Origin of the sequence: Cryobacterium sp. HLT2-28, assembly GCF_004402495.1 — a bacterium.
Lineage (GTDB): Bacteria > Actinomycetota > Actinomycetes > Actinomycetales > Microbacteriaceae > Cryobacterium > Cryobacterium mannosilyticum.
In genome coordinates this window covers 66043-83774 of sequence record NZ_SOFH01000023.1, presented here as the reverse complement: position 1 = coordinate 83774, position 17732 = coordinate 66043, and the positions used below count along the sequence as shown (strand labels likewise).

At 69.2% G+C, this 17732-nt stretch carries 14 protein-coding genes; 8 read left to right on the top strand and 6 right to left on the bottom strand.

Annotated features, from left to right (window positions below; genetic code table 11):
- Window positions 1–116 precede the first annotated feature (116 nt).
- Together E3O48_RS11790 and E3O48_RS11785 are read left to right on the top strand one after the other, a co-directional pair.
- Window positions 117–1451, top strand: a complete 1335-nt coding sequence (locus E3O48_RS11790; protein WP_134539042.1) for a phosphoribosyltransferase — start codon at window positions 117–119, stop codon at window positions 1449–1451.
- A gap of 72 nt (window positions 1452–1523) precedes the next feature.
- A complete protein-coding gene (locus E3O48_RS11785; protein ID WP_134539040.1) occupies window positions 1524–1928 on the top strand; it encodes a YchJ family protein in 405 nt (134 codons plus the stop codon).
- 25 nt (window positions 1929–1953) lie between these two features.
- Here E3O48_RS11785 and E3O48_RS11780 read toward each other — a convergent pair whose 3' ends face one another.
- The 3 genes from E3O48_RS11780 to E3O48_RS11770 all read right to left on the bottom strand — a co-directional run bounded on the left by E3O48_RS11780 (window position 1954) and on the right by E3O48_RS11770 (window position 6143).
- Window positions 1954–2607 carry an anaerobic ribonucleoside-triphosphate reductase activating protein gene (locus tag E3O48_RS11780; RefSeq protein ID WP_134507507.1) on the bottom strand — a complete coding sequence of 218 codons (654 nt, stop codon included), beginning with the start codon at window positions 2605–2607 and terminating at the stop codon, window positions 1954–1956.
- Window positions 2604–4700: a ribonucleoside triphosphate reductase gene (locus E3O48_RS11775; RefSeq protein WP_134539032.1), complete on the bottom strand. Its 2097-nt coding sequence runs from the start codon at window positions 4698–4700 to the stop codon at window positions 2604–2606. Before E3O48_RS11775 ends, E3O48_RS11780 begins: the two co-directional genes overlap by 4 nt.
- A gap of 396 nt (window positions 4701–5096) precedes the next feature.
- The gene (locus E3O48_RS11770; RefSeq protein WP_241982509.1) at window positions 5097–6143 is read right to left on the bottom strand and encodes an NAD(P)-dependent alcohol dehydrogenase; all 1047 of its coding nucleotides are present in this window, start codon (window positions 6141–6143) and stop codon (window positions 5097–5099) included.
- A gap of 144 nt (window positions 6144–6287) precedes the next feature.
- Here E3O48_RS11770 and E3O48_RS11765 point away from each other — a divergent pair, with 144 nt between their 5' ends.
- On the top strand, window positions 6288–6983 hold the full coding sequence (locus tag E3O48_RS11765) for a TetR/AcrR family transcriptional regulator (RefSeq protein ID WP_134539031.1): 696 nt from the start codon (window positions 6288–6290) through the stop codon (window positions 6981–6983).
- 50 nt (window positions 6984–7033) lie between these two features.
- Here the strand turns inward: E3O48_RS11765 and E3O48_RS11760 are convergent, their stop codons facing one another.
- Together E3O48_RS11760 and E3O48_RS11755 are read right to left on the bottom strand one after the other, a co-directional pair.
- On the bottom strand, window positions 7034–7714 hold the full coding sequence (locus E3O48_RS11760) for a hypothetical protein (RefSeq protein WP_134539029.1): 681 nt from the start codon (window positions 7712–7714) through the stop codon (window positions 7034–7036).
- A 175-nt stretch (window positions 7715–7889) separates the two neighbouring features.
- A complete protein-coding gene (locus E3O48_RS11755) occupies window positions 7890–8093 on the bottom strand; it encodes a hypothetical protein (RefSeq protein WP_134507512.1) in 204 nt (67 codons plus the stop codon).
- 123 nt (window positions 8094–8216) lie between these two features.
- On the opposite strand from E3O48_RS11755, the gene E3O48_RS11750 reads away from it, so the two are divergent.
- Window positions 8217–9188: an NAD(P)-dependent alcohol dehydrogenase gene (locus E3O48_RS11750; protein WP_174774796.1), complete on the top strand. Its 972-nt coding sequence runs from the start codon at window positions 8217–8219 to the stop codon at window positions 9186–9188.
- Between the two features lie 33 nt (window positions 9189–9221).
- Here the strand turns inward: E3O48_RS11750 and E3O48_RS11745 are convergent, their stop codons facing one another.
- Window positions 9222–9647 (bottom strand): hypothetical protein, encoded by a 426-nt coding sequence (locus E3O48_RS11745; RefSeq protein ID WP_134539027.1) that lies wholly within the window; start codon window positions 9645–9647, stop codon window positions 9222–9224.
- A 456-nt stretch (window positions 9648–10103) separates the two neighbouring features.
- Here E3O48_RS11745 and E3O48_RS11740 point away from each other — a divergent pair, with 456 nt between their 5' ends.
- The 4 genes from E3O48_RS11740 (at window position 10104) to treZ (ending at window position 17732) form a co-directional block, all read left to right on the top strand.
- A complete protein-coding gene (locus E3O48_RS11740) occupies window positions 10104–11138 on the top strand; it encodes an LLM class flavin-dependent oxidoreductase (RefSeq protein ID WP_134539025.1) in 1035 nt (344 codons plus the stop codon).
- A gap of 117 nt (window positions 11139–11255) precedes the next feature.
- The gene (gene glgX, locus E3O48_RS11735) at window positions 11256–13568 is read left to right on the top strand and encodes a glycogen debranching protein GlgX (protein ID WP_134539023.1); all 2313 of its coding nucleotides are present in this window, start codon (window positions 11256–11258) and stop codon (window positions 13566–13568) included.
- Complete coding sequence (gene treY, locus E3O48_RS11730; protein ID WP_134539021.1) at window positions 13565–15922, top strand: malto-oligosyltrehalose synthase; 2358 nt, start codon at window positions 13565–13567, stop codon at window positions 15920–15922. The genes glgX and treY overlap by 4 nt, the downstream gene beginning before the upstream one ends.
- On the top strand, window positions 15912–17732 hold the full coding sequence (treZ, locus tag E3O48_RS11725) for a malto-oligosyltrehalose trehalohydrolase (RefSeq protein ID WP_134539019.1): 1821 nt from the start codon (window positions 15912–15914) through the stop codon (window positions 17730–17732). The genes treY and treZ overlap by 11 nt, the downstream gene beginning before the upstream one ends.

Here is a 17732-nt window from a genome sequence, read left to right as displayed (position 1 = left end):
ACCCGCTCACTGAGCGGGTCTTTTTCACGGTCCGGCCCGCCCCTGTCGGGGAGCCCCGGTCGGGGGGATGATGTGCGGGAGCACAATCATCCGCTCGATCAAGGAGGTTCCGGACAATGGTCGTCTTCGCCGATCGCGTCGATGCGGGTCGCCAACTCGCCGAACGCCTTCTCCACCTGCGTGACCGGGATGTGGTCGTGCTCGGTCTGCCGCGCGGCGGTGTTCCCGTCGCGTTCGAGGTCGCCGAGGCCCTCCACGCGCCGCTCGACGTGATCGTGGTCCGCAAGCTCGGGGTTCCGTACCAACCCGAACTCGCCATGGGGGCGATCGGCGAAGGCGGCGCCCGCGTGCTCAACACGGAGGTGCTCACTCTCACCGGCGTGACCGCTGAGGAGCTCCGCACCGTGGAACGTCGAGAGCGGACACTGCTGGACGAGCGGGTGGCCGGCCTCAGACTGGGCCGGGAGCGGGTGGATCTGACGGGGCGCACCGTTGTCATCGTCGACGACGGCATCGCCACGGGCTCCACGGCCCGCGTGGCCTGTGAGGTGGCCCGTCACCTCGGCGCGGCGACGGTGATCATGGCCGCGCCGGTGGTGCCGGCGGAAACGGTCGGAAACCTTCCGGGGGCCGACGAGGTCGTCTGCGTCCTGGCTCCGCACCGGCTGGTCGCCGTCGGGAACCACTACCGGGACTTCTCCGCGACCAGCGACGAGGAGGTCGTGGTGCTGCTGGATGCGGCAGCCCGGCGGATGCGCAACGGCCGGGTCGTGGTCGACGACCTGGATCGCGACGTCGAGATCCCCGCTGACGGCGTGCTGGTGGAGGGCCATCTGCGCTTGCCCCAGGGCGCCACGGGGATCGTGCTCTTCGCACACGGCAGCGGCAGCAGCCGGCACAGCCCGCGCAACCAGTTCGTCGCGGAGGTGCTGCTCCGAGCCGGCCTGGGGACCCTGCTCCTGGACCTCCTCACGGCCGACGAGGAGACTGACCGATCCAACGTCTTCGACATCGGACTGCTCGCGAACCGGCTGACCGCGGCAACCGCGTGGTTGCGGCACCGCCCTGAGACGTCACAGTGCCGGATCGGGTACTTCGGAGCGAGCACCGGCGCGGGCGCTGCGCTCTGGGCGGCGGCGGAGCCGGCCAGCGACATCTCGGCCGTCGTCTCCCGTGGAGGACGACCCGACCTGGCCGGCGCCCGGCTGCCACTCGTACAGGCCCCGACCCTGCTGATCGTGGGCGGAGCGGACGAAGCCGTGCTCGAGCTCAACCGGCAGGCCCAGGCCCGCCTGCACTGCCGAAGCCGACTCACGGTCGTGGACGGAGCCACGCACCTGTTCGAGGAACCGGGCGCCCTCGCCGCCGCCGCCAACCTGGCCACCGACTGGTTCTCCCGCTACCTCCTCCCGGAGCGGGGCGAGAACGGGGACGACCCGACCGGGTTCTGAGGCCGCCCCGGAGCGTCACGGATGCCGCGGCATCCGTTTGGACCACCACCGGCGGTGGCCGATAATGGGGCTGTGCCGACCCCTGAACCGACAGCCCTCCGACCTGGGCCCTGCCCGTGCCAGAGCGGCGACTCCTACCTCGGCTGCTGCGGGCCGCTCCACGACGGCCTCTCGGTCGCTCCCACCGCCGAACGACTGATGCGCTCCCGGTACAGCGCGTTCGCGGTCGGCGACGTCGGCTACCTGCTCTCGACCTGGCATCCGAGCACCCGGCCCGACGAATTCGAACTGGACGCCACCCTCGTCTGGACGCGCCTCGACATCGAACGGACCGAGCGCGGGGGACCGTTCGACACCGACGGGGTGGTGGAATTCACGGCGCAGTGCCGCGCCGACGGCATCCGCAGCCGACAACATGAGGTGAGCCGCTTTGTGCGGGTGGATCGCCGCTGGCTCTACCTGGACGCAGCGGACTGACCTGGCGCCCGGCCGGACCGGCCGATCACGCGAAGTGGGCGGCCAGGCGCTCTGCGTATTCCGGTCGAGCGCCCTCTGAACGCACCGTCTGGATGACGTGCTCGTCCACGCCCAGGGCGCTGAGGATGCCGGTGAGCCCGGCCACGTCCTCGTCCGACATGATCATCGGGTCCACCGTGGTGCGCACCTGCAGGTCCACCGGGGAATCCAGAGCGACCCGGAGGCAGGCGAAGGCCTTGGCCGCCGCGGACTGCACCCCGGTGACTGCGCCGTAGAGCCGCTCGGGCGCCTTGATGTCGAGGCCGACCCAGTCGCAGAGCGGAAGCACCTCGGCGAACCGTTTCGGGTAGGGACCGGCGGTGTGCATCCCGACTCCGAAGCCGAGCTCCTTCACTTCGCGCATCGCCGCGGCCAGGCCGGCCTGGCGGGTCGGTTCCCCACCGGAGAAGACGACGCCGTCGAGCAGGCCGTGACGTTTGGCGAGGAGCTCGCGCACCTGCTGCCAGGCGAGCGTTCCCGGCGTGCGCGGGTCGAGCAGTTCGGGGTTGTGACAGTAGGTGCAGGCCAGGGGACAACCCTGGAGGAACACCGTTGCCACGAGCTTGCCCGGCCAGTCACAGGTGGACAGGCTGACCAGCCCCGCGATCTGCAGGTCGTCCGCGCACGCCGGCGTGCTCATCGGGCCATCGCGGCTTCGACGAAGTGGGTGCGCTCGGCGTGCTCGCCCTTCTTGCCGATGTTGAACGAACTGACCGGGCGGAAGTACCCCATCACCCGGGTCCAGACCTCGCACGGACCTCCGCAGGTCGTGCAGGTCGGGTGCTCGCCGGCCAGGTAGCCGTGGTCAGGGCAGATCGAGAACGTCGGCGTGACCGTGATGTACGGCAGCCGGTGCGTCGACAGACTGCGCTTGACCAGCTCGCGGCAGGCCGCGGCAGTGGAGAGCTTCTCCGACATGTACAGGTGCAGCACGGTGCCGCCGGTGTACTTGGTCTGCAGCTCGTCCTGACGGTCGAGGGCATCGAACGGGTCGTCGGTGAAGCCGACCGGCAGCTGCGAGGAGTTCGTGTAGAACGGGTTCGCGACGGTGCCGGCCTGCAGGATCGACGGGAAGCGTTTCTTGTCCTCCTTGGCGAACCGGTAGGTCGTGCCCTCGGCCGGGGTGGCCTCCAGGTTGTACATGTTGCCGGTGGCCTCCTGGAACTCGATCATGCGGGTGCGCACGTGGTCGAGCAGGCGCACGGCGACCCCGTGGCCCTCCTCGCTGGTGATGTCGTGCGCGTCGTCGGTGAGGTTGCGGATCATCTCGTTGATGCCGTTGACGCCGATGGTGGAGAAGTGATTGCGCAGGCCCGCGCCGAGGTAACGCTTCGTGTACGGGAAGAGCCCGTCGACGATGAGCTGGTCGATCACCGTTCGCTTGAGTTCGAGGGAGTCCCGGGCCAGGTCGAGCAGGCGGTCGAGGTCGGCCAGCAGAGCGGCCTCGTCGCCGCGGTGCACGAAGCCGAGGCGTGCGCAGTTGATGGTGACGACGCCGAGCGAGCCGGTCTGCTCCGCGGAGCCGAACAGCCCGTTGCCGCGTTTGAGCAGCTCGCGCATGTCCAGTTGCAGGCGACAGCACATCGACCGGATCTGGTTCGGCTTGAGCTCGGAGTTGATGAAGTTCTGGAAGTAGGGGGTGCCGTACTTCGCGGTCATCTCGAACAACCGGTCGGCGTTCTCGGATTCCCAGTCGAAGTCCTCGGTGATGTTGTAGGTGGGGATCGGGAACGTGAACACCCGGCCGCTGGCATCCCCGGCCGTCATCACGTCGATGTAGGCGCGGTTGATCACGGCCATCTCCTCGGCGAGCTCGCCGTAGGCGAAGGACTGTTCGACCCCGCCGATCACGGGCACCTGTTCGCGCAGGTCCTCGGGGCAGACCCAGTCGAAGGTGAGGTTGGTGAACGGGGTCTGGGTGCCCCAGCGGGAGGGCACGTTGAGGTTGTAGATGAGCTCCTGGATGCCCTGGCGGACCTCGGCGTAGCTGAGCTTGTCGATCCGTACGAACGGCGCCATGTAGGTGTCGAAGGAGCTGAACGCCTGGGCTCCGGCCCATTCGTTCTGCATGGTGCCGAGGAAGTTCACGATCTGGCCGATCGCGGAGGAGAAGTGCTTCGGGGGAGTCGATTCGACCTTGTCCGGCACTCCGTTGAGTCCCTCTTCGAGCAGCACGCGCAGCGACCAGCCGGCACAGTAGCCGGCGAGCATGTCGAGGTCGTGGATGTGCAGTTCGCCCTCGCGGTGGGCCTTGCCGATTTCAGGGGAATAGACGTTGGAGAGCCAGTAATTGGCGACGACCTTGCCGGCCGTGTTCAGGATGAGGCCGCCGAGGGAGTACCCCTGGTTCGCGTTGGCGTTGACCCGCCAGTCGGAGCGGTCGAGGTACTCGTTGATCGACGTGCTCACGTCGACTGTGGTGCGGGTGACGTCGCGTTCGCGTGCGTGCTGGTCCCGGTAGGCGATGTAGGCCCGGGCGGTGGCGGCATAATTCTTGGCGAGCAGGGTCTGTTCGACGAGGTCCTGCACCTGTTCGACGGTCGGGTAGGCCCGGCCCAGGTCGGCGAGCGCCACGACGACGGTGTTCGTGACGAGGTCGGCGTCGTCATCCGACATTTCTCCCGACGCGGTTCCGGCGCTGTTGATGGCGGCACGGATGCGCTGGGCATCGAACGGTGCGGTTGCGCCGGTGCGCTTGATGATGCCTAAGGGAGAAATGTTTTGTGGTGTCATTCGAGGCGTTCCTTGGATTGTGGCCGACATCCGGATGATGGGGGCCGTTGAATCACCACCATACGCCCGAGCACCATATGTAGTGGTCGGCCCGCGCCGTGCAACTGCATGTAGTGGTTGGGTCGGATACTTAGTGCCCAATGTTTTCCAGTCGACCGCGGGCGGGCAGCCTTCGAAAATGTTGTCAGACCACATTGGGCGATCGCGGTGCCACGGGCGAGTCGCGGCTGCTCCGCCGGCGGCGGGGTCCGTCGCGGCCGCGGCCCCGGCCGTGCCGCCGGTGATCAGGACCGTTCGACCGGACATCGACTTCTCGGGGTTCGTTTCCATGGTCGTGCTCCTTCTCGTGGTAGTCGGGTTGTCAGGGGTCCTGGTCGGATGCCGGGGAGCCGTGGGTCACAGCGTGACGACGATCTTCCCCCGGGCATGGACCTCGGCGAAGTGGCGGATCGCCCCGGGCACGTCGCGGAGCGGGTAGCTCCGGTCGACGACCGGCGTGACCTTCCCGGATTCGACGAGGGTGCGCAGGAGGTCGAGGTTCTCCCGGCTCGGGGTGCCCACGAATGTGCGCACGCTCTGGCTGACGAAGCGGGACAGTACGAGCGCCCCGACCACGCGGCCGAGCGGCCCCAGTACCCGGCCGCCGGTGCCGCTGGAGAGCACGAGCGTGCCCGTGGGCGTGAGGGAGCCGATGCAGGAGCGCACGGGATGGTTGCCGATGAGGTCGAGGATGAGGTCGTAGCGCCGGCCGTTCGCCGTGAAATCGTGCCGGGTGTAGTCGATCACCTCGTCGGCGCCGATCGATCGCACCAGGTCGACGTTCCGCGCGCTGCAGACACCGGTGACCTCGGCCCCGAGGGCCCTGGCGATCTGCACCGCGAAGCTGCCGACACCTCCCGAGGCGCCGTTGACCAGGACCCGCTGCCCGGCCCGCAGGCCGCCCGCGTCGCGGAGTCCCTGCAGGGCGGTGTTCGCCGCAAGCGGCACGGTGGCGGCCTGCTCGAACGAGAGGTTCGCCGGCTTCGGCGAGACCAGGGCTGCCGGTGCGCGGGTGAACTCGGCGAAGCCTCCCGCCGGGACCTGGGCGTACACCTCGTCACCGGGGCGGAACCCGGTCACGCCCGCGCCGACGGCCTCGACCAGCCCCGCGACATCCATGCCTCGGACGCGTTCTTTCGGCCGCCGCAGCCCGAATGCCAGCCGGCCGATCAGGGGACGGCCGGTCGTCAGCACCCAGTCGGCGTGGTTGACAGCGGCCGCGCGGACCCGGATGAGCACGTCGTCGTCGCCGATCCTCGGCCTGTCGACGCGCTCCAGGCCCAGGACCGCCGGTGACCCGTAGCGGCGCTGCACGATGGCCTCCATCGTCTGGTCCGGTGTGACCGGCTCCGGCGAGGCCTCTTCGCCGACGGTCGCTCTGCTGGAATGGCTTGTCCTGGTCATTGTGCCCTCCTGGGGTCTCGGTGACACCTGCACCATACGGCGTAAGGTGATTGGTGCGAATGTACCATACGATGTAAGGTGTGTTCAGGGCTCAACCGGCCGACCGCGGGCACGGGTCGCCCGGCACGCAGACGGAGGCATGAGATGGCGACCACGGCACCCAACGAGTCGACGCGGGCGCCGGTGACCCGGGAGAGCGCCGTGCGGGCGGCGGTCGCGCTCGCCGACCGGGACGGGCTGGATTCTCTCAGCATGCGCAAGCTCGCCCGTGAGCTCGGGATCGAGGCGATGTCGCTCTATTACCATGTCACGGGCAAGGACGACATCCTCGACGGCATGGTCGAGGTCGTCGTCGCCGAGATGGCCCTCCCGGCCGACGGTGCGAACTGGAAGGCGGCACTGCGGGACGGTGCCGAGTCTGCGCGCGCGGTGCTCGGACGGCATCCGTGGGCCATCAGCCTGATGGACTCGCGCACCACCCGGGCGACGCTGAACCACCACAATGCCGTGATCGGCTGTCTCCGGAACGCTGGTTTCAGCATCGGTCTGGCCGCGCACGCGATGTCCCTCCTCGACAGCTACGTGCACGGGTTCGCCTTGCAGGAGGCGTCACTCCCGCTCGACGAGTCCGGCGACATCGGCGCCGCGACCGAGGAGATCATGGGCCGGCAGGACCTGATGGCGGAATTCCCGCACCTGTCCGAGATGGCCGTGGCGCACATCCTCCAGCCGGGCTACGCCTACGGGAACGAGTTCCGGTTCGGTGTGCGCGTGATCCTCGACGGCCTCGAGACGGCATTGGCCGCGGATGCCGCCACCGCGTCGCGCGGCCGTCTCTGACCTGGCCCGGCATCGGCAATCCCCTCGGCCGGGCGGGGGAGACCGCATGGTCAGCCGGAACGCGTTCCCACGAGGAACGCGGTGACGACACCGCGGGTTCCGAGCGTCCCGGAGCCCGAGATCGCGGCCACCTCAACGGTCCAGCGAGGTGACGACCGATCGATGCCGTCGCCCTCCGCCGCCCAGACGGCTCCGTTCACGGCGCACGAGTATGTCCCGAACCAGCCGGGGTGCGCGGCCAGGTCGTTCCAGACGCCGCCGCTGCGGATCAGGCAGCGGTCACCGTCGCTGAGCACCAGGCCGAGTGGCTGGGCCGTGGCGAGGGCCGGCGCCGCCGGGAAGCTGTCGCTGAGCGTCATTTCGACCAGGTCAGGGCTCCACGGGTCCCGGAAACAGATCGCGGTGGCCGGGGCGGCTCCGTTCCAGCAGGCGACGGCATAGGCGCTCGACGGTGAGCAGACCAGGATGTCGTCGTCGACGGCGACCGGCGACGGGCGGGCCGTGGACGGCGAACCGCAGTCGATCGTCACGGACGTGTCGCTGGTGACGGAGAACCCGCCCGCCGGCCGGCCGGCTGCGGTGACCGGGCGAAGCACAATGCGTTTCGTCGGCGTCGATGGCTCCGCGCTCGGCGTGGAGGAGTCCGATGGAGGCGCCACCTCGGATTGCGCGGCGCATCCCGGGAGCGTGGCGAGGGCAATGCCGAGGGCGATGAGGAGCAGCGAGCGCATCCCAGCCCTCCGTCCCGCGGGCTTCCCGAACTCCGGCCGGGCGGTCGTGACGAGATGTCCGCCGGGTATCCGTGCCCTCTGAGGCCGCCCTCTGAGGCCAGACGCTACCCGCGGCCAAACTCCCCGTCAAGGGAGTCGTGACGAGGTCGATCATGCCCGGTGACAGGTGAAACCCTCAGCGGTGACGGAACTCCGACCGCTGACGGGAATGCAACTCGGTGACATGACGGCGCCGGCGCTCATGTTCCGCGTCGAACGCGTCCTGCCCGCCCGCTTTCGCGATGAAGCCGGGATGGTCTGAGTAGTGCACCCACCGGTCGAGGTCGGCCCGCGCCGCGGCGAGCTCCTTCGGCGTCGGTGCGGAGGCATCAGGCTGCATGGCTCGATTATGGCGTGATCGAGGGCCGAGGTGTTGCTCCCGCGCAGGTCCGGCGATGCCGGACGCACTTTTACGGAACGGGCATTCCGTCCGGGCCAGGGGTCGATTCGCTAGAGTCCAGTCATGAGGGCAGCGGTGTACACACGGTACGGTCCGCCGGCCGTGGTCCGGATCGAAGAGGTGGGACGACCGGCCGTCCGGGCCGGGCAGGTGCTCGTCAGGGTCCACGCGACCACGGTCAATCGCACGGACTGCGCCTGCCGGGCCGCCAAGCCGTTCTTCATGAGGCTGTTCACCGGGTTGACCGGCCCGCGCGCGACCGTTCTCGGCAACGAGTTCGCGGGAGTGGTCGACGAGGTCGGCGCCGGCGTCAGATCGTTCGAGGTCGGCGACAGGGTCTTCGGGTACATCGAGGGCCCGTTCGGGGCCCACGCCGACTACCTGTCGCTTCCCGCCACCGGATCGATCGCGACCATGCCGGCGCATTCGACGTTTGCGGAGGCCGCCTCGAGCACGGAGGGCGCGCATTACGCCCTGGCGCAGATCAGGGCGGCGAAGATCACGGCGGGCCAGGACGTGCTCGTCTACGGTGCGAGCGGCGCGATCGGATCGGCGGCGGTTCAACTGGTCAAGGGCCTCGGCGCCGGCGTGACCGCTGTCTGCGGCACGGCGAACGTGGAACTGGTGAGGGGACTGGGTGCGGACCGGGTCGTCGACTACCAACTGGAGGACTTCACCGCAGACAGCCAGGCCTACGATGTCGTCCTCGACGCGGTCGGCAAGAGTTCCTTCGGCCGATGCAGGCCGCTCCTGAAGCCCGGCGGGATCTACATCTCCACGGAGTTGGGCCGCCGCGCCGAGAACCCGTTCCTCGCCCTGATCGGTTCGCTGCATTCCGGCACGAGGGTGATGTTCCCCATCCCCACCCACGACCAGGCGATGATCGTGTTCATCAGGGGACTGATCGAGAGCGGGACATTCACGGCGGTCGTCGACCGAACGTATCCGTTGGACCGCATTGTCGACGCCTACCGGTATGTGGAGACGGGTCAGAAGACCGGCAGCGTCGTGATCAGCCTGACGGATCAGGCCTGACAGCTGTTCCTCGGCACGACGGCCGCGGGAACGCTACCGGGCTGCCGTTCCGCAACCGAAGACGGCCGTCATCGGGTGTGGCACCGTCGCCCCATCGGCACCGGCCAGGGCGCCGGCCAGGTCCGCCAGCAACGCCGCCGCGGCATCCGGGCCCAATGAGGCGATCTCCGGGCCGAACGGGGTCCCGGCAATCCCACGGGCTTCGTCTCCGGGCGTGGGCCAGCGAACCGTGAGGCGTTCCCGTGTCGCGATGACCTGCTCGAATCCGCCGCCCGCCAAAGCTGCGGCCACACCGTCCGGGGTCATCGAGAGCGTGCCGCCGGCCATCGCCCGCGCGAATGGTGAGTCGGGCAGGTTCCGCCGAACGAATTCCGCGTAGCTGTCGAACGGTTCCAGCCGTTCACCGAGGGCCCAGACCGCAACGGCAACCGTGCCGCCCGGCCGGAGAACACGTCGCATCTCCCGAGCGACAGCGACCCGATCCGGCATGAAGGGGAGGCACCGGTGCCGGCTGCCACATCGAGCACGATCTGGCCGGGGCGGGGGCCCGCGAACTCGACCAGGCGCCTGGCCCATGGGTCGAACAGGTACGGCTGGAGGTACCGGCGATAGTGCTCGGCGATGCGTGCGGGTTCGAACAAGCCCTGGTCCGGGACGGTCACAGCCGGAACTCCTCTCGGTCTTGTCGCGGGTGCCTTTCGTCATGGCCGACCGGCGGACCCGTTGCCTCTCATGACGAAGCTAGACCCTCAGGGCGGCCGGGCGGAAGCCCTGGTCGGCGGCGACCGAATCGAACCGGGTGAAGCTCGCCTGAAACCACGATGGTCGGGACCTGAGGCTCCGGAATAAGACCGGCCCCGGCGCGGTTTCCCCGTTGAATGCATTTGCATGCAAATTGACTGAGGGAAGACGACGATGGCGCAGAAGATCGAATTGGGACTGGACACCTTCGGAGACGTGACCTTCGACGCGGCGGGGGAGCTGCTTCCCCAACCGCAGGTGCTGAGGAACGTGGTCGCCGAGGCGGTCCTGGCCGACCAGGTCGGGCTGGACTTCTTCGGCATCGGCGAACACCACCGCAGGGACTTCGCCGTGTCGGCACCCGAGGTCGTGCTCGCCGCGATCGCGGGCCAGACCCGCGGCATCCGGCTCGGATCCGCCGTCACCGTGCTCAGTTCCGACGACCCCGTGCGAGTCTTCCAGCGCTTCTCGACCCTCGACGCCGTATCGAACGGGCGCGCTGAAGTCATCCTCGGCCGCGGCTCGTTCACCGAGTCGTTCCCGCTCTTCGGCCTTGAACTCGATCAGTACGAGCTTTTGTTCGAGGAGAAGCTCAACCTCTTCACCGAGCTGCTCAAGGAGAAGCCGGTGACCTGGTCCGGGGAAACGCGGGGCGCGCTGAACAACCAGAGTGTCTACCCGCCCACCGAGACCGGGTCGCTCCGCACCTGGATCGGGGTGGGCGGCAGCCCGCAGTCGGTCGTGCGCGCCGCGCACTACGGTCTGCCGCTCATGCTGGCCGTCATCGGTGGCTCGCCGCTCGCGTTCGAGCCCCTGGTCGCCCTGTACCACCGCGCCCTCGCCCAGTTCGAGAAGCCGACCCAGCCGATCGGCGAGCACTCGCCGGGATACGTCGCGGCGACGGATGCCCAGGCCCGAGAGGAGATGTGGCCGCACTACGCGGCCATGCAGGAGCGGATCGGACGCGAACGAGGCTGGGGGCCGGTCAGCCGGGAACGGTTCGAGCACGATGCCGGCCCTGACGGCGCCCTCTTCGTCGGCTCGCCCGAGAGCGTCGCCACCAAGATCGCCGCCGTCGCGAAGGGTCTCGGCCTGTCGCGGTTCGACCTGAAGTACAGCCTCGGCACGCTCGCCCACGAGAAACTGATGACCAGCATCGAGCTTTACGGCACCCGGGTGGCCCCGCTTGTGCGGGAGCAACTGGCCTGATTCGGCGTCGCCGCGGCTCCGCAGGATGTGGCGGACTCCCGGAGACGGTAGCGTACTGATGTGTTCTGCGGCCGCCGCCGGGCACCTGTATCGATCCGAAAAACCCTGAGGAGTCCCTTGGAAACCTGGCCTGGAACTGCTTACCCGCTCGGCGCCACCTATGACGGGAGCGGAACGAACTTCGCCCTCTTCAGCGAGGCCGCCACCCAGGTGGAACTCTGCCTGTTCGATGATGACGGCGGCGAAACACGCATCGACGTCATCGAGTCCAGCGCGTTCATCTGGCACTGCTACCTCCCGCTCGTGCAACCCGGCCAGCGCTACGGCTATCGGGTGCACGGCGACTACGACCCGGAGAACGGCCAGCGCGCCAACCCGAACAAGCTGTTGCTCGACCCGTACGCTAAGGCCACCTGCGGCACCATCGACTGGGACCCGTCGCTGTTCTCCTATGACTTCGGCGACCCCGATTCGCGCAACGACGACGACTCCGCGTCGCACATGATGCTGGGCGTCGTCGTCAACCCGTTCTTCGACTGGGTCGGCGACCGCCCGCTGCGCACGCCGTACAGCGAATCGCTGATCTACGAGGCCCACGTCAAGGGGCTCACCAAGTTGCAGGAGCTCGTGCCGGAGTCCCAGCGCGGCACCTACGCGGGAGTCGCGCATCCGTCGGTCATCGACCACCTGCAGAAGCTCGGCGTCACCGCCATCGAGCTGATGCCGGTGCACCAGTTCGTCAACGACGGCACCCTCGAGGAAAAGGGGCTGAACAACTACTGGGGCTACAACACCATCGGCTTCTTCTCCCCGCACAACGCGTACTCGTCGACCGGCGACCGCGGCCAGCAGGTGCAGGAGTTCAAGGGGATGGTGCGCAGCCTGCACGATGCCGGCATCGAGGTCATCCTCGACGTGGTTTACAACCACACCGCGGAGGGCAACCACCTCGGCCCGACCATTTCCTTCAAGGGCATCGACAACCAGGCCTACTACCGGCTGATGGACGACGACAAGCGCTATTACATGGACTACACGGGCACCGGCAACACGCTCAACGTGCGGCATCCGCACTCCCTGCAGCTCATCATGGACTCGTTGCGGTACTGGGTGATCGAGATGCACGTCGACGGCTTCCGGTTCGACCTGGCCTCGGCGCTGGCCCGCGACCTCTACGACGTCGACAAGCTGTCCACCTTCTTCGAGCTCGTGCAGCAGGATCCGATCGTGTCCCAGGTCAAGCTCATCGCCGAACCGTGGGACGTCGGCCCCGGCGGCTACCAGGTCGGCAACTTCCCCGCCCAGTGGACGGAGTGGAACGGCAAGTACCGCGACACCGTGCGCGACTTCTGGCGAGGTGAACCGTCGACCCTCGGCGAGTTCGCCTCCCGGATCACCGGCTCCGCCGACCTCTACGAGCACTCCGGGCGACGCCCGGTCGCGTCGATCAACTTCGTCACCGCGCACGACGGGTTCACCATCAACGACCTCGTCTCGTACAACGACAAGCACAACGACGCCAACGGCGAGGGAAACAACGACGGCGAATCGCACAACCGGTCCTGGAACATGGGCGTGGAAGGTCCCACCGACGACCCGGAGGTGCAGTCCCTGCGCGCCAGGCAGCACCGCAACTTCCTGGCCACCATGCTGCTCTCGCAGGGCGTGCCGATGATCCTGCACGGCGACGAACTCGGCCGCACCCAGCAGGGCAACAACAACACCTACGCGCAGGACTCCGAGCTGAGCTGGATCCACTGGGATGATGCCGACCACCCCCTGATCGAATTTACGGCCGCCGTGTCCCGGCTGCGGAAAGAACACCCCACCTTCCGGCGCAGCCGGTTCTTCGACGGGAATCCCGGCAAGCGTGCCGAGGGCGACCCGCTGCCCGACATCGTCTGGCTGAACAGCGACGGCCAGGAGATGCAGACGCAGGACTGGGATGAGAACCGGGCTCGCACGGTCGGCATGTTCCTGAACGGTGACGGGATCCGGGAGCGGAACTCGCGCGGTGAGAACGTCACCGACGTCAACTTCCTCCTCATCTTCAACGCGGACCACGAAGACGTCGCCTTCACCCTGCCGTCCGCTGACTACGCGCCGGCCTGGGAGATCGTCGTCGACACCGCGGGCCACGGAGCGGATGCCCTGCCGCACGCCGCCGGCGCCGTGCAGACCGTGTCGTCGCGCTCGCTCGTGGTGTTGCGCGCCTACCAGCCGCCCGAATCCGTCCCGGATCACTCCGTCGCGGCCTCCCTCGCGGCCCTGGCCGGTTCGCCGATCCCGCCCGACTCCCTGTCCGGCGGCGTCGCAGCGGATGCTGCCGCTCCGGGTTCGGCGCCGGCCGTCGAGGCGACGGCCGAACCGTCCGCAGAGCCGGTGAAGAAAACGCGGAAGCCGCGCGCCAAGCCGGAAGAGAACAAGTGAGGATCCCGCTTTCCACCTACCGGGTCCAGATCACGGCGGACTTCGATCTGGACGCTGCCGCCGGCATCCTCGACTATGTCACCGCGCTCGGCGTGGACTGGCTCTACCTCTCGCCGCTGCTCGCGGCGGAGGAAGGCTCCGACCACGGCTACGACGTGGTCGACCATTCCACCGTCGACCCGGCGCGCGGCGGGCCGGACGGGCTCCTCCGGTTGGCGACGGCCGCGAGGGAGGCGGGGCGGGGAATCCTCGTCGACATCGTTCCCAACCACGTCGGGGTCGCCACCCCGCGGCAGAACGCCTGGTGGTGGGACCTGCTCGCGGGCGGCCGGGGCTCGCGCTTCGCCGAAGCATTCGACGTGGACTGGGCGGCCGGAGCGGGCCGCATCCTGCTCCCGGTGCTCGGTGACGGTGACGCTGAACTCGACGCGCTTGAGATCGTCGGCGACGAACTCCATTACTTCGACAACCGGTTCCCGCTTGCCGCCGGCAGCGCCGACGACGGGGCTGACGCCCGCACCGTGCACTCCCGCCAGCATTACGAACTCGTCAGCTGGCGCCGCGCCGACACCGACCTGAACTACCGGCGTTTCTTCGCCGTCAACAGCCTCGCCGGGATCCGGGTCGAAGTGCCCTGGGTGTTCGAGGAATCGCACCGGGAGATCGTGCGCTGGGTGCGGGACGGGCTCTTGCACGGCCTGCGGGTCGACCACCCCGACGGCCTGGCCGATCCGGGCGGCTACCTCGACCGGCTGCGCGCGGCCACCGGGGGTACCTACGTGCTCGTCGAGAAGATCCTCGAGGGTGACGAACAGCTGCCGGCGAACTGGGCCACCAGCGGCACCACCGGCTACGACGCGCTGGGCGACTTCGACCGCGTCCTCGTCGACCCGGCCGGCGAAGATGAACTCGACGCCCTCGAGACGCGCCTGCAGCGGGAAGCGGGACGCCTCGAGGACGCCGACGCGCTCGCCTGGGAGGAGCTGGTGCACGCCGACAAGCGCACCATCGCCGACCGGACCCTGCGCGCCGAGGTGCTGCGACTGGCCAGGCTGGTGCCGGAGATCGCCGACCCGGCTGACGCGATCGCCGAACTGCTCGCCTGCTTCCCGGTCTACCGCTCCTACCTCCCGGTCGGCATCGACCGGCTGCAGGCCGCCGCACGGTCGGCCGTGGCCCGCCGCCCCGAGCTGGTGTCGACGATCGACCTGCTGCTGCCCGTGCTCGGCGACCCGGGGCATCCCGCCGCCGTCAGGTTCCAGCAGACCTCCGGAATGGTGATGGCCAAGGGCGTCGAAGACACCGCCTACTACCGTTACAGCCGGCTGACCTCGCTCAACGAGGTCGGCGCCGACCCGTCGGAATTCACGATCGACCCGGCCGAGTTCCACCGCCGCCAGCAACTGCGGCAGGCCACCATGCCCGGCTCGATGACCACGCTCGCCACCCACGACACCAAACGCGGCGAAGACGTGCGGGCCAGGATCACCGTGCTCGCCGAGGTCCCCGCCGAATGGGCGAGCACCCTGGACTCTCTCCGCCAGGCGGCGCCGCTCGGCGACGCCCCGTTCGAGAACCTGCTCTGGCAGGCCGTGATCGGCGCCTGGCCGGCCAGCCCCGAACGTCTCGGCGCCTACGCGGAGAAGGCCGCGCGGGAGGCCGGAACCTCGACCACCTGGACCGACCGGAACGATGCTTTCGAAACGGCGCTGCGTGACCTCACCGCCGCGACGACCGGGAACGAGTCCGTCGCCGGCACGATCACCGGGTTCGTCGACCGGGTGCGGCACGCAGGCTGGAGCAACTCCCTCGCCGCGAAGCTCGTGCAGCTCACCACCACCGGCGTGCCCGACGTGTACCAGGGCAGCGAACTGTGGGAGACCTCCCTGGTCGACCCCGACAACCGCCGCCCCGTCGACTACGCGCTCCGGCGCGACTACCTGGCCCGGATCGACGACGGATGGCTGCCGGAGGTCGACGAGAGCGGTGCGGCCAAACTGCTGGTCACCAGCCGTGCCCTGCGACTGCGCCGCGACGAGCCGGGCCGGTTCTTCCGCTACGCGCCGGTCCCGGCCTTCGGGGCACGGGCCGGGCACGTGATCGCATTCGACCGCGGCGAGGCCGTCACCGTCGCGACCCGGCTCCCGCTCGGCCTGGCCGACGCGGGCGGGTGGGAGGACACGACCATCGTGCTCGCCGGCCGCCAGGTCGTCGACCTTCTCACCGGCATCCGTTTCGACGGCGGGTCGATCAGGCTGGCCGACCTGCTGGCGCGCTACCCGGTGGCGCTGCTCGTGACCGAGGACGCCGCCGACCGGCGCGAAGCGACGAAAGGCGGCCGACATGCCCGGTGAACCCTTCGAGGACAAGGCGCCGCTGGAGGACAGTGAGTCCTTCGAGATCTGGGCTCCGGCCGCGGCCACGGTGGAGCTGGTGCTCGCCGGCGCCACACTGCCGATGACCCGAACCGGCGACGGCTGGTGGCGGGCCCCACGGCCTGGTGCCTCCGGCCCGCTCGACTACGGCTTCCGGGTCGACGGCGAGGGCCCGTTCCCCGACCCTCGCTCGCGGCACCAGCCGAACGGGGTGCACGGCCTGTCCCGGACCGTGGATCACGGCGGGGCCTGGACCGACCAGGCCTGGACCGGCCGCCAGCTGGCCGGAAGCACCATCTACGAGCTGCACCTGGGCACATTCACCCCGGAGGGCACGCTCGACGCCGCGGCCGGGAAGCTGGCCCACCTCGCCTCGATCGGCGTTGACTTCGTGGAGCTGCTCCCCGTGAACGCGTTCAACGGCGCCCACAACTGGGGCTACGACGGCGTGCTCTGGTACGCGGTGCACGAGGGCTACGGCGGCCCGGCCGCCTACCGCCGCTTCGTCGACGCCTGCCACCGGGCCGGCATCGGCGTCATCCAGGACGTCGTCTACAACCACCTCGGGCCGAGCGGCAACTACCTGGGCAAGTTCGGGCCCTACCTCAGCGCTGCCGCCGGGAACACCTGGGGATCGTCACTCAACCTGGACGGCCCCGGCTCGGACGAGGTGCGCCGCTACATCATCGACAACGCCCTGATGTGGCTCGGCGACTACCATGTCGACGGCCTGCGCCTGGACGCGGTGCACGCCCTGCACGACGAGCGGGCCACCCACCTGCTCGAGGAACTGGCCATCGAGGTCGACGCCCTGAGCGCGCACGTCGGCCGCCCGCTCAGCCTGGTCGCCGAATCCGACCTCAACGACCCGCGCCTGATCACCACCAGGGAGGCGGGCGGTTACGGGCTCACCGGGCAGTGGAGCGACGACTTCCACCATGCGGTGCACGTCGCCCTGACCGGCGAGACCACGGGCTACTACGCCGACTTCGAGCCGCTCGGCGCCCTCGCGAAGGTGCTCACCCACGGTTTCTTCCACGACGGCACCTTCTCCAGCTTCCGGGCACGCACCCACGGCCGCCCGATCGACACCGAGCGGATGCCGGCCTGGCGCCTCGTCGTCGCCAGCCAGAACCACGACCAGATCGGCAACCGCGCCATCGGCGACCGGCTCGGCGCCCAGCTGGACGCAGGCCAGCTCGCCATCGCGGCGACCCTGACCCTGCTGGGCCCGTTCACGCCCATGCTCTTCATGGGGGAGGAGTGGGGTGCCCGCACACCGTGGCAGTTCTTCACCTCGCACCCGGAGCCCGAGCTCGGCGAGGCGACCAGGAATGGCCGGATCAGCGAGTTCGCCCGGATGGGCTGGGACCCTGCCCTGGTGCCCGACCCCCAGGACCCGGAGACGTTCACCCGGTCCCGGCTCGACTGGACAGAGCCGGATGAACCAGGCAGCGCCCGCCTGCTGTCGTACTACCAGGCCCTGGCGGTTCTGCGCCGAGCCGTTCCCGGCTTCACGGACCCCCGCTTCGACCGGATCCAGGTGGACGTCGACGAGCGGGAGCGCCGGCTCAGCCTGCGCCGCGGCGAGACGGAGATCGTGGTCAACCTGGGTTTGGAACCCTGCCGGGTCGCCACGACGGGCGGCCGGCCGGCCGCGTCGTTCGCCGCATCAGGAGACGCCGTCGTCGCGACCCACGACGGCGGGCTGACCCTGGCCGGGCACGCCGTCGTCGTGTTCTGCGACCGGCCCGGAAGCGCGGCCCCGCGTCACCAGCGGGACCGATGA

Bases quoted from the DNA above. Each gene is read 5' to 3' on its own strand.
- E3O48_RS11790 (WP_134539042.1), top strand. From the start codon at position 117: ATGGTCGTCTTCGCCGATCGCGTCGATGCGGGTCGCCAACTCGCCGAA.
- E3O48_RS11780 (WP_134507507.1), bottom strand. From the start codon at position 2,607: ATGAGCACGCCGGCGTGCGCGGACGACCTGCAGATCGCGGGGCTGGTC.
- E3O48_RS11775 (WP_134539032.1), bottom strand. From the start codon at position 4,700: ATGACACCACAAAACATTTCTCCCTTAGGCATCATCAAGCGCACCGGC.
- E3O48_RS11770 (WP_241982509.1), bottom strand. From the start codon at position 6,143: ATGACCAGGACAAGCCATTCCAGCAGAGCGACCGTCGGCGAAGAGGCC.
- E3O48_RS11765 (WP_134539031.1), top strand. From the start codon at position 6,288: ATGGCGACCACGGCACCCAACGAGTCGACGCGGGCGCCGGTGACCCGG.
- E3O48_RS11760 (WP_134539029.1), bottom strand. From the start codon at position 7,714: ATGCGCTCGCTGCTCCTCATCGCCCTCGGCATTGCCCTCGCCACGCTC.
- E3O48_RS11755 (WP_134507512.1), bottom strand. From the start codon at position 8,093: ATGCAGCCTGATGCCTCCGCACCGACGCCGAAGGAGCTCGCCGCGGCG.
- E3O48_RS11750 (WP_174774796.1), top strand. From the start codon at position 8,217: ATGAGGGCAGCGGTGTACACACGGTACGGTCCGCCGGCCGTGGTCCGG.
- E3O48_RS11745 (WP_134539027.1), bottom strand. From the start codon at position 9,647: ATGCGACGTGTTCTCCGGCCGGGCGGCACGGTTGCCGTTGCGGTCTGG.
- E3O48_RS11740 (WP_134539025.1), top strand. From the start codon at position 10,104: ATGGCGCAGAAGATCGAATTGGGACTGGACACCTTCGGAGACGTGACC.
- treZ (WP_134539019.1), top strand. From the start codon at position 15,912: ATGCCCGGTGAACCCTTCGAGGACAAGGCGCCGCTGGAGGACAGTGAG.